The organism is uncultured Tenacibaculum sp. (genome assembly GCF_947494125.1).
In the GTDB taxonomy this organism is placed as follows: Bacteria; Bacteroidota; Bacteroidia; order Flavobacteriales; family Flavobacteriaceae; genus Polaribacter.
On record NZ_CANLTU010000009.1, the window covers coordinates 33,792 to 47,845 of the forward strand.

Below are 14,054 nucleotides of genomic sequence, written 5' to 3' on the forward strand. Positions count from 1 at the left end.
AATTTAGTGTTTTGCGGAAATCTGCATTTTTTTTTGCGGAAATCCCATTTTATTATTTATTAGTTCAGCATATATTTGTACTGTCTTCGTCCAGTTTTTAACTGGTAGAGGAATTTAAGGGGAAAAATAAAACCTTCTGATTTATCAGAAGGTTTTTTATTGTCTTATTTTTTCTTAGGCTTAGGAGGCATCGGGCCTCTTAAATGAATAATCAACCCATTTAAAAAATTTCTAAGAATTTGATCTCCACATTCCATGTATTTAGGATGCTCTTCATTTCTGAAAAAAGCACCTAATTCACCTTTAGAAACTTTAAAATCAACTAAAGCACAGATTTCAATAATATCAGTGTCGCGTAATTTATGAGCTACTCTTAATTTTTTAAAAATATCATTGTTCGATAATCCACCCATTGTAGTAATATAAAGATTTGTATTAGTTAACCATTTTAAAAATTGCCCATGCGTAAATGGCAAAACGCAAAAAACGAAATAATCCGAAAAGAACAACGTTTTTAAAAGGATATTTAATCATACCAGCTGTTAAACAACTAATAGCAAAAGGCAAAGGTAATAAAGCTCCAACCAAAATTAAAAAACCACCCCATTTACTTGTGTTTTTAAGGTTTTTAGCCATTTTAACTTCCAAGTAGTTTCTTACTGAATCTATTTTTAAGGAAGCTCTACCAATAAAATAAGCAGTTAAACCTCCAAAATATGATAAAGTAGCTAAAATAGCTAAGTTTAAAACTGGGGCTGCAGTTTTTTTAGACCAAGCAATAAAAATTTCAGGAGGAATTAATCCTAATATTGTTTCAGAAACAAAGAAAGTGATTAGAACACCAACTCTCGAAAAAGTTTCAGTCATGGCTTGTAAGCCATCATTAATATTATAAACGTATTTATTGAATAAAAATATACCTACGACTGCACCAACTATAGGCCAGAAAGCTTTTTTTAAACTTTCCCAAATAAACATATAAAAACCAGTACGTTGGTAGTAGTTATGTAAACGTTTTACGTGCGGTTTATTCTTTTTTTTCTTTCTTTTTTTCTCCACTTTCTTTTACTTGGTTTTCTAAAGTCTTTTAGAAGGGGCAAAAATACAAGGTAATTACAGATAAATCAAAGAAATATTGTTAATTATAAATTAGCAATTGCAGCTTCAGCGCAACGCTCACCATCCATTGCAGCAGAAATAATACCACCAGCGTAACCTCCACCTTCACCGCAAGGGAATAAACCTTCAATTTGTGGATGTTCTAAATTCTCTTTTCTAGGAATATTAACAGGTGATGAGGTACGAGATTCTACCCCAATAATATTAGCTTCAGAAGTGTAATATCCGTGCATTTTTTTTCCAAAAGCATCAAAACCTTTACGCAATCTAGCTCCAATTAATCTTGGGAGTAATGAATGAAGTGGAGAAGATTTTAAACCAGGTTGATACGAAGTTTCATTTAAACTTGATGATAATCTACCTTCAACGAAATCAGTTAAACGTTGCGCAGGAGCAACTTGACTTCTTCCTCCAGCATTAAAAGCTATTTTTTCTAAATCTTTTTGAAACTCTAAACCTTTTAAAGGTCCAAAATGTTCATATTTTTTAAAATCTTTATCAATATTTAATTCAACAACAATTCCTGAATTCGCAAACTTGTTATTTCTACGAGAAGGAGACATTCCATTTACAACAACTTCACCATTAGCAGTTGCGGCAGGAACAATAAATCCACCAGGACACATACAAAACGAATATACACCTCTATTATTTACTTGTTGAACTAAGCTATAAGCTGCGGCAGGTAATAACTCATCTCTTTGACCAGAACAACTATATTGAATTTGATCAATAATTTCTTGAGGATGTTCTACACGAACTCCCATTGCAAATGATTTTGCTTTTAATAAGATATCTTTTTTATGAAGTAATTCGTAAATATCTCTAGCAGAATGTCCAGTGGCTAAAATTACCGAATTCACAGTCATTTCAGTACCATTTTGTAACTGTATGGCTTGTAACTTATTATTTTTAATCACAAAATCGGTAACACGAGTATCAAAATGAACTTCACCTCCATATTTTATAATATTCTCGCGAATATTTTGAATGATTTTAGGAAGTTTATTGGTTCCAATATGTGGATGTGCATCGATTAAAATTTGCTCTGTAGCACCATGGTATACTAAGTTTTCAAAGATTCTTCGAACATCTCCACGTTTTAAACTTCTAGTGTATAATTTTCCATCAGAATAAGTACCAGCACCACCTTCACCAAAACAATAATTAGAGTCTTCATTTACAAAGTGTTCTTGGTTAATAGCACGTAAATCTCTACGACGATCTTGTACATTTTTACCGCGTTCTAAAACAATAGGTTTGTAACCTAATTCAATACAGCGGAGCGCGGCATACATTCCTGCAGGTCCAAAACCAATTATATGAATTTCTTTAGCTTTCGAAACATCTTTGTAGTCAAAAATATAATCAGGAGTGTCAGGTAAAGGTTCGTTAATATATACGGCTATTTTATAGTTGAAAACAACATCTTTTTTACGAGCATCTATAGATTTTCTAAGAACTTTTATTGCTGTAATATTTGCAATATTAATTTCTAATTTTGTAGAAGCCTTCTTTTTTAGAATATCTTCTTTCTTTTCTTCTATTAAATTAACTCGTAGTTGAAGTTCTTTTACCATGCTGCAAAGCTAGGTAAATTTTGAATTACTCGCTAAGTGAGATATGAAATACTCCAAAGTTTTGATTAAGAAGTAAGGAGTTAATAATAAATACTCAGAAAATTTATGCTAAAGGAGTTTACTTGATTTGTTTATTTTAGCGAAACAAACTTAGTTTTATGAAGATTACTCAGGTTATAGAAAATGTATTTAAAAAATACTTGCCATCTCCTTTTACCATTGCCATTCTATTAACTTTACTGACATTAATTTTAGCACTTGTTTTTACAAAACCAATAAATGTTTCTGTAGGAACTTATTCATTAGAAGTTTTAAAGTTTTGGGAAGGAGGTATTTGGACAAATGGCCTGTTGGTTTTTGCTTACCAGATGATGTTAATATTGGTATTAGGTCATGTATTGGTGTTAAGTAAACCTATAAGTAATTTAATATTAAAGGTTACTAAATACTGTACAAATACAGCAAATAGTGCTGCTATTGTAAGTAGCACAACAATGTTCGTTGCTTTTTTTAATTGGGGTTTGGGGTTAATTTTTGGTGCTTTATTAGCACGTAAAGTTGCAGAACATGCACAGAAAAATAATATTAAACTGAATTACCCTATTATTGGAGCAGCAGGTTATGTTGGTTTAATGGTATGGCATGGAGGGATTTCAGGATCAGCACCTATAAAGATTAATGAGAGTGGGCATATTAAAAGTATTATGAATACAATTTCTTCAGAAGAAATATTAGCTCAAATACCTAACGTAATTGATTATTCTCAAACTGTATTTAGTTGGTGGAATTTGCTTATTTTTTTAGTTGTTTTGATAGCGGTATCAAGCACATTTTATTTTTTAGGAAAGAGAGCTTTACCTATAAAAATAAATTTACCAGAATATAAAATGGATGTAAATGAAAAAGCGAGTACTCAAGCAGAAAAACTAGATGCCTCTAAAGTTTTAGCATATGTTTTTGGAATATTAATTTTAGTAGCGTTTTCATACAGATATTTTGATGAGATTAAAATATTGAAAATAACACCCAATCTAATTAACTTTTTTATGTTAGGATTAGGAATTATTTTACATGGAAGTTTAAAAAAATTTAGCAATGCTGTAGGAGAATCTATAAGTGATGTTTCTGGAATATTAATTCAATTTCCATTATATTTTGGAATTATGGGAATTATGAAAAGTACAGGAATGGTAACATTAATATCTAGCTTTTTTGTCTCAATATCTACAGCAACTACTTTACCTATTTTTACATTTTTTAGTGCTGGATTGGTAAATATTTTTGTTCCAAGTGGAGGAGGGCAATGGGTAGTGCAAGGCCCAATAGTTGTAGAGAGTGCTTTGCAGTTAGGAGTTCCTTTACCTAAAGCTATTATGGCTTTGGCATATGGAGATCAAATAACAAATATGCTACAACCATTTTGGGCATTACCTCTATTAGGTATCACAAAGTTAAAAGCGAAAGAAATTTTACCATATACATTAATTGCAATGGTAGTAGGAAGCATTGTTTATTTAATTGGTTTATTAATATTTTAGTATGATTTGGCTTTCCGAGAAAATAGAATTTCCACCTTATGAACTGGCTACAGAAGATGGTCTTTTGGCTATAGGAGGAGACTTGTCAGTAGATCGTTTAGTATATGCTTATAAAAAAGGAATATTTCCATGGTTTAATGAAGGGGAACCTATTATTTGGTACTCACCATGGCAACGAATGGTTTTATTTCCTAGTGAATTAAAAATTTCAAAATCCATGAAACAGGTTTTGAAGAAAAAGAATTATACAATAACTGAAAATAAAGCATTTAAAGATGTAATTTTTAATTGCCGTCATATTGATAGAAATGACCAATATGGTACTTGGATAACTAACGAAATGGAAGATGCTTATATTAGTTTACATAGTAAAGGCTATGCAAAATCTATAGAAGTTTGGATTGATGATGAATTAGTAGCAGGTTTGTATGGAGTGGATTTAGAAAATGGTGTTTTTTGTGGAGAGAGTATGTTTAGTAAAACAAGTAATATGAGTAAAGTAGCATTTATTCATCTAGCTCAAAATTGTGGTTATAAATTGATCGATTGTCAAGTATATAATGAGCACCTAGCAAGTTTAGGTGCTCATGAAATTGATAGAAAAGATTTTTTACCGTATTTATTATTTAAATAATTGGGGAAAGAAGTAACCTAAAATAACCCCAATTATAAGAAAGGTAATTGTTAATATTAAAACTAAGAGTATTAAAACACCTATAAATCGCAACAATTTTAATATAGATTTTCCAAAACTATGTTTATATAATTTATTGAAAACATAGAGGTAGTAAATGATAATAATAAAGAAACTAGAAAGGAAAATGTTAGGATGAATAATCATGCCTAAAAAAAACGCAATGATTGATATGTACATTGAAGTACCTTGTATATATGCATTGCTTACAATATGTTCACCAAAATTATGAGGCTTTGTATAAGTTAGTTTACTCAGTAAAGCATAAAAAGGGAGTAATAAAAATGTCATTATATTAAAATAACGTAAAAATAAAACAACCCAATTCTCCATAAAAGCTAATTGTTTTTTTGCAATTTGTTGTTTCGCCTTTAATTTATTTAATTCTATTTCAGATATATTTTTAATTGTAGTTAAATCTTTTTCAGCTAATTCTTTCAGCTCTGTTACTTGTGTTTGATTAACAGTACTTTGCATTTTAAGATAATCATCAGAAAAATAATTAAAAATAATTAATGAGAGGGCAGCTCCAACCGCTAAATAAGCAAAAGGATTTATATAACGTCTTCTTACTCCTTGAAGATATTCATTCATTACATCTTGAGGAGCTGTAAACATTTTCCTTAAAGTTGTTAGGTATAAGCTATCAATACCAAATACAGCGAAAAGCTCTATCATTAAAAATTTAAAAGTAATACGATTTTTTATGACTTTAGCTCCACAATTATCACAAAAATGAGCGTCATTTTCTAAGATCTCATTACAATTTTTACAATTCATAGTTATTCTTTTAAAACAGTTAAATTAATAGAAGAATCTGTGAATACCGTATGTGTTTGCGTTTTAAAATCTTTTTCGTCAGCTTTATAAATATTATCTACATACGTTTGAGGGTTTAAATCAATTAAAGGGAACCAAGTACTTTGTATTTGTACTTGAAGTTTGTGTCCTTTTTTAAACGTATGGAAGACATCTTGTAATTTAATATTTACAGAAGTTTTTTTATTAGGAATAAAAGGTTCAGGATTTTCAAAACTATTTCTAAAACGACCACGCATAATTTCACTACGAACCATCATGTGATAATTACTTAGTTTTAAATGTGTTTGCATTTCTTTATTATCGTTTTTTAAATCGTGAGGATGTACATCAATAACTTTAACAATCCAATCGGCAGCAGAACCAGTTGTAGCAACATTTAATTTAGCTAAAACGTCACCAGCTAATGTAAAGTCTTCAGTTAATTTATCAGTTTCAAAAACTAAAACATCAGGTCTTCTAGCTGCAAAACGTTGATCGTCTGTCATATATTTACGAGGTGTAAATACAGTTTTTATATCTTCTGAATAGGGTACAGGATGTTTTATATCACTAATAAAATTAATTTTATCAATTCCTTTTTGAGAAGAACTTAATTCTTGATTTTCTGATAAGTAAAAAGTTTCTTTTTGAGTGTTTTTTGGAGGCCAAACATCATATGATTTCCACTCTTTTTTTCCCGTATCAAAAACATAAGCTTCAGGTAAACCACTATTCTTAGAACCATTTCCTTTTAAGAAGTGGTTAAAAAATTTAGTTTCTACGTTTTTTTGAAATTTTAAAGAAATAGAATCACCAAAATAATAATTACCTACCTTATTAGGTACTTTATTTCTAGACCATCCTCCGTGATCCCAAGGACCAAATACTAGAGTGTTATAATTATTAGGTTGATGTTTCTCAATATTTTTATACGTTTCTAATGGTCCATATAAATCTTCAGCATCAAACCAACCACCAACAATCATTGTAGCCACAGTTGAAGGTACTTTGTTTAGGTGTTGAATAATACCTTTACTTTTCCATATAGAATCGTAGTTAGGATGTTCTACAATTTCTTTCCAGAAAAAATCATCAATATTATTTTCATTATCAGGAGTTTTAGTATCTAACTTATCGTATTGAAAATAGGTATTTAAGTTTTTTAAAGGACCTTTATCTAAGAAAAACTGATATTGATCTTGGGTTTTCATATCAGGAATAGAATACCAAGAAGAATCAGTAGGTTGATCTTTATACGTTCCAAAAACAGGAATAGCTTTAAAGTAGCTTAATAAAAAAGCTCCATTGTGATGAAAATCATCAAAAAAGAAATCACCAATACAAGCTTGAGGTGAGGCTGCTTTTAAAGCAGGGTGAGCATCAATAGTTGATACAGTTGCATAATGACCAGGATATGAAATTCCCCAAGTACCTACCTTTCCATTATTGTTGGCTACATTTTTAACTAACCAATCAATAGTATCATAAGTATCAGTAGTTTCATCGGCTTGTAATCCTGTTTTATTTGGTATATATGCACGCATATTATCATAAACACCCTCGCTCATCCATCGCCCACGAACATCTTGGTATATAATAATATTACCTTCTTTCATTAGGTTTAAATTAGGACCTATTTTATTTCTAAACTTATTGTCACCATAAGGTTGACAACTATAAGGAGTACGTTGTAATAATATAGGATACGTTTTACTTGTATCTCTAGGAGAGTATATAGTTGTATGCAAGTTTACTCCGTCTCGCATGGCAATACGTACTTCTTTTTTAGTATAATTATCTTTTACAAAAGAGTCTTTCTCTGTGATTGTAGGTTTATTCAGAGTTGTTTTTTTTGTACAACTTATCGTAGTTAATAGTATAACTAAAAATAGCTTTAAGTAGAGTTTCATAACGTTATTTAGTTGTTTGGGAGGTAAATATAAAAAACTGATGCGGTTTAGCTATGAATATTTAATATTTTAGCTTCAAAATATATTTTATGAGAGTTTTAGTTTTAAGTATTACTATTTTAATGTTGATTGGATGTACTAACACAGTAGCAAAAAAAACAGTAAAAGAAGAAGTAAGTAAAAAAGAGTTTCCAGAGATAAAACCAGATCGATATAACGTAGCTTTTTTAATAATGGATGGAACTTTTAATACTGAATTGACAGCTCCGTTTGATATTTTTCAACACACTATTTTTAGAAAAGGAATTAAACCGATGAATGTTTTTACTGTAGCTGATACAGATAAATCAATTACAACATTTGAAGGAATGAGAATATTACCAGATTTTAATTATTTGAAAGATAGTTTACCTAGAATAGATATTTTAGTAGTGCCTAGTGCTGAACATCATTTAGATACCGATTTAGAAAATACGGATTTAATTAATTTTGTAAAAAAAGTTGACAAAGAAGCACAGTATGTAACTTCTCATTGCGATGGAGCTTTTGTATTGGCAAAAGCGGGAGTATTAAATGGAAAAGTATCAACAACATTTCCATCAGATATAGATAAAATGCGTACAATGTTTCCTGATTTAGATATTAAAAAAGAGGTGTTGTTTGTCCATGACGGTAAATATATTACTTCAGCAGGAGGAGCTAAATCTTTTGAAGCGGCCTTGTATTTATGCGAATATTTATATGGAAAAGAGATTGCTAAATCTTTAGCAGGAGGCTTGGTTATTGATTGGGATGTAGATAAAGTTCCTCATATAATTTTGAATGATTAACTAAAAAAGGCAACCATTTGGTTGCCTTTTTTGTTTTCCTTAGTAAAAAAAGAATGTTAGTTTTTTAACCAAGCATTTCTTAAAATTACTTTTGCGTCATTTGCAGGCAATTCTTCAAGTACTAAACTAGAACTTTCATAGGTTGGTTGTATAAAGTTACCTTCAAGTTTTATTATTTTTCCACCTCTAGTAACTTCCATAGTTATTTTATCACCAGCTTTCCATTGCATTGTTTTTCCTATTGCTGGACGAATGTTTGCTAAAGATACTTTTTCTCCATTTACAGATTCTAAGATGTCTCCAGCTTTAATTCCTAAAGCTATTAATGCAGAGTTAGTTCTTGGTGTAAAAAATATCTTTTTATCACTATTAACAGAAATAAAAGGTTGTCCTTTAGCATCTATAAAATAAGCTGAATTGGTTGTTTTTGTTTCTTTTTTAACTCCAACTTTATTGAAGTATACTGAATAGTCAATAGGAGTAGTTCCCTCTACATGATTTGCAAAAAACGCACCAACTTTAGGGTTTGTCATCTTTACAATTTCAGCAATGATTTGATCATCTTTAAATGGTTTATGTTGCCCATATTTGTTAGATAAATCTCTCATTAAGTCACGTAAACCATATTTACCGTTAGTCTCTTCACGTAAAATAATATCTAAACACATTCCAATTAATGCACCTTTCATGTACACGTTAGAATAATTAGAAGCATATTTTTTATCTAAAATGTTTTTACTCATTTCAGTAAAAGACATATCATCTTTAAAACGTTTAGAAGTTGCAATTTTACCTTGCATTTTAGAAATAAATGCTTGTGGTGTAATTAAGCCTTGGTTTACTTGGAATAAGTTTGCAAAATATTCAGTAATTCCTTCATACATCCATAAGTGCTTAGACATATTTGGTTCATTAAAATTGAAATTATGAATTTCTTCCGAATGAACAGATAAAGGTGATACAATATGGAAGAATTCATGAGAAATAGTTCCATTAATCATACCGTCTGCTAATTGTTTTTTAGTATACGTTTCAGGGTAAACAACTGTAGTTGAAGAAAGGTGTTCTAAAGCTCCAAAGCTACTCCAATTATAAACTTTAGGATCAAATAAGTATAATAAAATATTGTACTCTTTAGTAGTCTTAAACCCTTTTAAAAAGTTACTCTGTGCTTGAACCATTTTCTTTAAGTCAGCTTCCATATCTTTTGCAGCATGCACATTGTTTGGAGAATATACAGCTAAAGTAACATCAATTCCATCAACATTAAAACTGATAGAATTTAATGGAGCATACATAATTGGGTTGTCAGATATTTCATCATATCTAGATGCTACAAATACATCTTTAGTATTATCTTCTTTAGTCACATTTTTATTTATTAAAGAAGAAGTTTCATATAAGTCAGAAGGATGTAAAACAGTAATTTTATAAGGCGTTTCTTTTTTACCTTTAAAGTACCCTACAAAACCAGGAAGGTTTAAGAAAAAGTTTTTGTCTTTTTCAATATTTGTTCCCGCCATAACATAGATTCCGTGTTTTACCTCAGAATCGAAAGTGTCATCTACCCAGTAAGATAATTTATCCATTTTAGTAGCATTTGCTACTTGCCATGAATTCTCATCTATTTTTTTTACAGTTAATTCATTTCCATCATAATCAAAAGCCTTGAAGTTTGATACAAATTGACCATAATTACTCATCGCATAAGTTCCAGGAACTATAGCAGGAATTTGATATACAATTGTTGATTCTTTTATCTTTTGAGGATTTACTTCTATTTGAACTTTATCGTCTACTACATTAGTAATATCAATAGTAGTTTCTATTAAAGGTTTGCTTTCGGCAAGTTTCTTAGTTGATGAACAGCTGGCTAGTAGTGCTAATGAAGCTATTCCTAATATTATTTTTCTCATGATTATGTTTTGTTATAGTTGATAAGTATCTATAAAAGACGTTATGTTACAAGGTTTGTTACATATTTAACATCTTTTTAAGATAGGTAATATCAATTAAAACGTCGTACCTTTGCAGTGGCATGAGAATTAGACGAGTTTCAGATTGGTTACCTACTACAAATAAGGAGGTTAAGTTAAGAGGATGGGAAGAATTAGATGTAATTCTTTTTAGTGGAGATGCATATGTAGATCATCCATCATTTGGTCCTGCAGTAATTGGGCGTATATTAGAGAGTTATGGATTGCGAGTAGCAATTGTACCACAACCTAGCGTACACGATAATTTACAGGATTTTGAAAAATTAGGTACCCCACGATTATTTTTTGCGGTTACCGGTGGATGTATGGATCCAATGGTGAGTAATTATACGGCAAGCAAACGACGTAGAGATAAAGATGCATATACTCCAAATGGAGATAAAGGTTTTAGACCTGATTATGCAACTTCAGTATATTCTAAAATTTTAAAGAATAAATTTCCAGATGTACCAGTTTTAATAGGAGGTATTGAAGCTTCATTACGCCGTGTTACACACTACGATTATTGGTCTGATAAATTATTGCCATCTATTTTAGAAACTTCTAAAGCAGATATGTTGGTGTATGGAATGGGAGAGCAGCCTTTGCGAGAAATTGTAGAGTTGTTGCAAAAAGGAGTTCCATTTTCGAGTTTAAAAACGATTAAACAAACAGCTGTTTTTGTTGAAAAAGGCGAAAGCATTCCGAAAAATAAAAACTGGGACGATATAGAGATTAATTCTCATGAAGCTTGTTTAAAAGATAAAAAGACATTTGCTTCTAATTTTAAAGTGATTGAACAAGAATCAAATAAATTAAAAGCGCGACGTATTTTTCAGAAAGTAGGAGATAAGAACTTGATGATTAATCCGCCATACCCTACAATGACTGAAAAGGAAATAGATGGATCTTTCGATTTACCTTTTACACGTTTGCCACATCCAAAATATAACAAGCGAGGGCCAATTCCGGCTTTTGAAATGATAAAGTTCTCTATTAATATTCACCGTGGATGTTTTGGAGGATGTAGTTTTTGTACCATTTCTGCACACCAAGGTAAATTTATAGCAAGTCGTAGCCAAGAATCTGTTTTAAGAGAAGTCGATAAGGTTGCTGAAATGGATGATTTTAAAGGATATTTATCTGATATTGGTGGGCCATCTGCTAATATGTATAAGATGAAAGGTAAAATACAATCTATCTGTGATAAATGTGTTGCACCATCTTGTATTTCACCAGTAATATGTAGTAATTTAGATACATCACATAAACCTTTAACAGAATTATACCAGGCAGTTGATAAGCATCCGAAAATAAAGAAATCGTTTATTGGAAGTGGAATTCGACATGATATGTTGGTGCCAGAGTTCAATAAAAATGCAGATCCGAAAGAATTAGATGCCTATACTGAAGAGGTAATGACGAATCATATTTCTGGACGATTAAAAGTAGCACCAGAGCATACTTCTGATCCTGTTTTAAAATTGATGCGTAAACCATCGTTTAAATATTTTCACATGTTTAAAGATAGATTTGACCGTATTAATATAAAGAAAAAATTAAAGCTTCAACTTATACCTTACTTTATCTCTAATCACCCAGCTTGTGAAAAAGAAGATATGGCAAATTTAGCAGCCGAAACAAAAGATATGGGATTCCAGTTAGAGCAAGTACAAGGGTTTACACCAACACCAATGACGGTGGCTACGGTAATTTATTATAGTGGGTATCATCCATATACGTTAAAACCGACGAAAACTCCTAAAACAGCAAAAGAAAAAGAAGAGCAACACAGATTTTTCTTTTGGTATAAAAAAGAAAATAAAGACTGGATTAAAAAGACATTAAATAAAGTTGGAAGACAGGATTTATTAAAAGTTTTATTGCCTGAAAATAATTCTTGGAAAAAGAATAAAAATGCAAAAGAAGCTAAAAATACTTTTGATGATACTGTAACTCCTTTTAACCCAAAATCTCGAGGCTCAAGAAATAAATCTAACTCTAAAAAAGGAAATGGATTTAAGAAAAAGAGAAGGTAGATGAATTAAAAAGGTTGGGGAATTTCCCAACCTTTTTAATTCATTAAATAACTGCTAATTCTTTAGAAAAATTATGGACTCTAATTCTAATGTTACTTAAATTTTCATCAACTAACAAATTTCCGTTTTTAAAAACTTCTCGTAATTCACCTTGTTGTTCTTCTTCCCAAGTTACTTGATCGTATAACTTATATTCTCCGTCTTCTAAAGTTATTTTTAATAAGCCTTTGGCAGATTTTTTTGTGCCATCATCAGTAATTGGGTCTTTAAAAATCTCTCTTCCTTTTCCTGCAACTTCTCCATAAGTAGCTTTCATAGCAAATCCAAAAGTATCTCGAGTATTGTATTGATAGGTAAAAGAGCCAATTCCTAGTACAACGTTGGTAGAAGCAAAGCCTTTTTGTTTTAATCGTTCGCAAATTTGGGTAGCTCTTTCAATAGTTATACTGTCTCCGTATATAGCCCCAATATGAGCATCTAACTCTTTATATCCTTTTTCGTTAGTATTACCTCCAAAAGTTTCCCAAAGTAGTTGAATAACTCCTTTTTGCTCTTCTTTAGTTTTTCCATTTGGATTTCCACAAATAATGTCTACAGGATCACCGCTATCAGGTCTTATTACTACTTTTCCATCACGTGCTAATACTTCATTTTTTAAGTTTGGTAAGTATTCTGTAAGAACCTTCCATAAGTCCCAGGTATCAGAAACAATAGAAACAATCCCATTTGGATATACTTCGGTAATTAATCGTTTAAAAGTTTCTTGTTCTCCATTATTTGTCCCCATACACATTACAGAATGTTCTGTAGCTGCTACAGATCCGCCAATTATTTCTTCATCTGTATTAGCATTGTAATAGGTTTCTAAAAAATCGATAGCTGGAATAGTATCGGTACCTGTAAAACTAAGTAAATGACCAGCAGCACTTAATTCTGCAGCTTCTAATCCAGCCATACCTCTCATAGAAAAATCATGACCTTGCCAGTCTACAAATTCAGGTACTGAAGAAGTTTCATCTGCATATTGATCTAAAATTTTTCTGTATTGTTTTGCAATTGTAGCAGAATTACATGGTAACCAGACTGTTGTAGATATAAGTGTTTCAAAATAATTGGTTAACCAAAAGAATTCTGGTAGGGTATTATACATTGTAAACATTGGTACTCGTATAGGTACTTCTGTACCTTCAGGTAATGCTTTTATAACCATTGGAATGTATCCTAAATCGTGCAAAGCCTCAATATGTTTGATACCTACTTGATTTTCTCCTAAGTAATTATTGATTCGTCTGCTATATTGTTTACAAACTTCTTTTCTAGACTTGTTAAAAAAGTTTGTTTGGAAGTCTTGAAGAATGTATTTTTTAATAAAGTATTGCAATCCGAAGAAGACTACTTTTTCTATACCGTCTATTCTACTTTTTCTAGGTGTCCAGTTTGAATATACTAAAGTGGTTTGATTCGGGTATTGTCTTCTGTGGTCTACTTTATAACCGTCTGTATATAATAATGGATTCATAGTAAATAATTTAATTTGCGTCAAAAATACGCAAATTAAATTAATCTC

The 14,054-nt window shown here is 30.7% G+C and carries 11 protein-coding genes; 4 read left to right on the forward strand and 7 right to left on the reverse strand.

Annotated elements, in window-relative coordinates:
- Window positions 1-164: 164 nt before the first annotated feature.
- From Q0881_RS13600 to Q0881_RS13610, 3 genes are all read right to left on the reverse strand, one after another.
- Entirely contained in the window at window positions 165-413 is a 249-nt protein-coding gene (locus Q0881_RS13600) for a DUF1456 family protein (protein WP_299161288.1), read from the reverse strand.
- Window positions 414-435: 22 nt separating this feature from the next.
- Window positions 436-1,059: a short-chain dehydrogenase gene (locus Q0881_RS13605; RefSeq protein ID WP_299161290.1), complete on the reverse strand. Its 624-nt coding sequence runs from the start codon at window positions 1,057-1,059 to the stop codon at window positions 436-438.
- A gap of 83 nt (window positions 1,060-1,142) precedes the next feature.
- A complete protein-coding gene (locus tag Q0881_RS13610) occupies window positions 1,143-2,699 on the reverse strand; it encodes an FAD-dependent protein (protein WP_299161293.1) in 1,557 nt (518 codons plus the stop codon).
- 158 nt (window positions 2,700-2,857) lie between these two features.
- On the opposite strand from Q0881_RS13610, the gene Q0881_RS13615 reads away from it, so the two are divergent.
- Window positions 2,858-4,237: a TIGR00366 family protein gene (locus tag Q0881_RS13615; RefSeq protein WP_299161296.1), complete on the forward strand. Its 1,380-nt coding sequence runs from the start codon at window positions 2,858-2,860 to the stop codon at window positions 4,235-4,237.
- Window position 4,238: 1 nt separating this feature from the next.
- On the forward strand, window positions 4,239-4,871 hold the full coding sequence (aat, locus tag Q0881_RS13620) for a leucyl/phenylalanyl-tRNA--protein transferase (RefSeq protein ID WP_299161299.1): 633 nt from the start codon (window positions 4,239-4,241) through the stop codon (window positions 4,869-4,871).
- On the opposite strand, the gene Q0881_RS13625 is transcribed toward aat, so the two are convergent.
- Together Q0881_RS13625 and Q0881_RS13630 are read right to left on the reverse strand one after the other, a co-directional pair.
- Window positions 4,860-5,711 carry a DUF3667 domain-containing protein gene (locus Q0881_RS13625; RefSeq protein ID WP_299161302.1) on the reverse strand — a complete coding sequence of 284 codons (852 nt, stop codon included), beginning with the start codon at window positions 5,709-5,711 and terminating at the stop codon, window positions 4,860-4,862. The genes aat and Q0881_RS13625 overlap by 12 nt on opposite strands.
- Window positions 5,712-5,713: 2 nt before the next feature.
- Window positions 5,714-7,642: a CocE/NonD family hydrolase gene (locus Q0881_RS13630; RefSeq protein WP_299161305.1), complete on the reverse strand. Its 1,929-nt coding sequence runs from the start codon at window positions 7,640-7,642 to the stop codon at window positions 5,714-5,716.
- 89 nt (window positions 7,643-7,731) lie between these two features.
- Between Q0881_RS13630 and Q0881_RS13635 the strand changes: the two genes are divergently transcribed.
- Window positions 7,732-8,472, forward strand: coding sequence for a DJ-1/PfpI family protein (locus tag Q0881_RS13635; protein WP_299161307.1), 741 nt, complete (start codon window positions 7,732-7,734; stop codon window positions 8,470-8,472).
- A 56-nt stretch (window positions 8,473-8,528) separates the two neighbouring features.
- On the opposite strand, the gene Q0881_RS13640 is transcribed toward Q0881_RS13635, so the two are convergent.
- Window positions 8,529-10,388 carry a peptidase M61 gene (locus tag Q0881_RS13640; RefSeq protein ID WP_299161309.1) on the reverse strand — a complete coding sequence of 620 codons (1,860 nt, stop codon included), beginning with the start codon at window positions 10,386-10,388 and terminating at the stop codon, window positions 8,529-8,531.
- Between the two features lie 122 nt (window positions 10,389-10,510).
- Here Q0881_RS13640 and Q0881_RS13645 point away from each other — a divergent pair, with 122 nt between their 5' ends.
- Window positions 10,511-12,487: a YgiQ family radical SAM protein gene (locus Q0881_RS13645; protein ID WP_299161312.1), complete on the forward strand. Its 1,977-nt coding sequence runs from the start codon at window positions 10,511-10,513 to the stop codon at window positions 12,485-12,487.
- A 43-nt stretch (window positions 12,488-12,530) separates the two neighbouring features.
- Here Q0881_RS13645 and Q0881_RS13650 read toward each other — a convergent pair whose 3' ends face one another.
- On the reverse strand, window positions 12,531-14,006 hold the full coding sequence (locus Q0881_RS13650) for a nicotinate phosphoribosyltransferase (protein WP_299161314.1): 1,476 nt from the start codon (window positions 14,004-14,006) through the stop codon (window positions 12,531-12,533).
- Window positions 14,007-14,054: the final 48 nt, after the last annotated feature.

Bases quoted from the DNA above. Each gene is read 5' to 3' on its own strand.
- Q0881_RS13600 (WP_299161288.1), bottom strand. From the start codon at position 413: ATGGGTGGATTATCGAACAATGATATTTTTAAAAAATTAAGAGTAGCT.
- Q0881_RS13610 (WP_299161293.1), bottom strand. From the start codon at position 2,699: ATGGTAAAAGAACTTCAACTACGAGTTAATTTAATAGAAGAAAAGAAA.
- Q0881_RS13615 (WP_299161296.1), top strand. From the start codon at position 2,858: ATGAAGATTACTCAGGTTATAGAAAATGTATTTAAAAAATACTTGCCA.
- aat (WP_299161299.1), top strand. From the start codon at position 4,239: ATGATTTGGCTTTCCGAGAAAATAGAATTTCCACCTTATGAACTGGCT.
- Q0881_RS13625 (WP_299161302.1), bottom strand. From the start codon at position 5,711: ATGAATTGTAAAAATTGTAATGAGATCTTAGAAAATGACGCTCATTTT.
- Q0881_RS13630 (WP_299161305.1), bottom strand. From the start codon at position 7,642: ATGAAACTCTACTTAAAGCTATTTTTAGTTATACTATTAACTACGATA.
- Q0881_RS13635 (WP_299161307.1), top strand. From the start codon at position 7,732: ATGAGAGTTTTAGTTTTAAGTATTACTATTTTAATGTTGATTGGATGT.
- Q0881_RS13640 (WP_299161309.1), bottom strand. From the start codon at position 10,388: ATGAGAAAAATAATATTAGGAATAGCTTCATTAGCACTACTAGCCAGC.
- Q0881_RS13645 (WP_299161312.1), top strand. From the start codon at position 10,511: ATGAGAATTAGACGAGTTTCAGATTGGTTACCTACTACAAATAAGGAG.
- Q0881_RS13650 (WP_299161314.1), bottom strand. From the start codon at position 14,006: ATGAATCCATTATTATATACAGACGGTTATAAAGTAGACCACAGAAGA.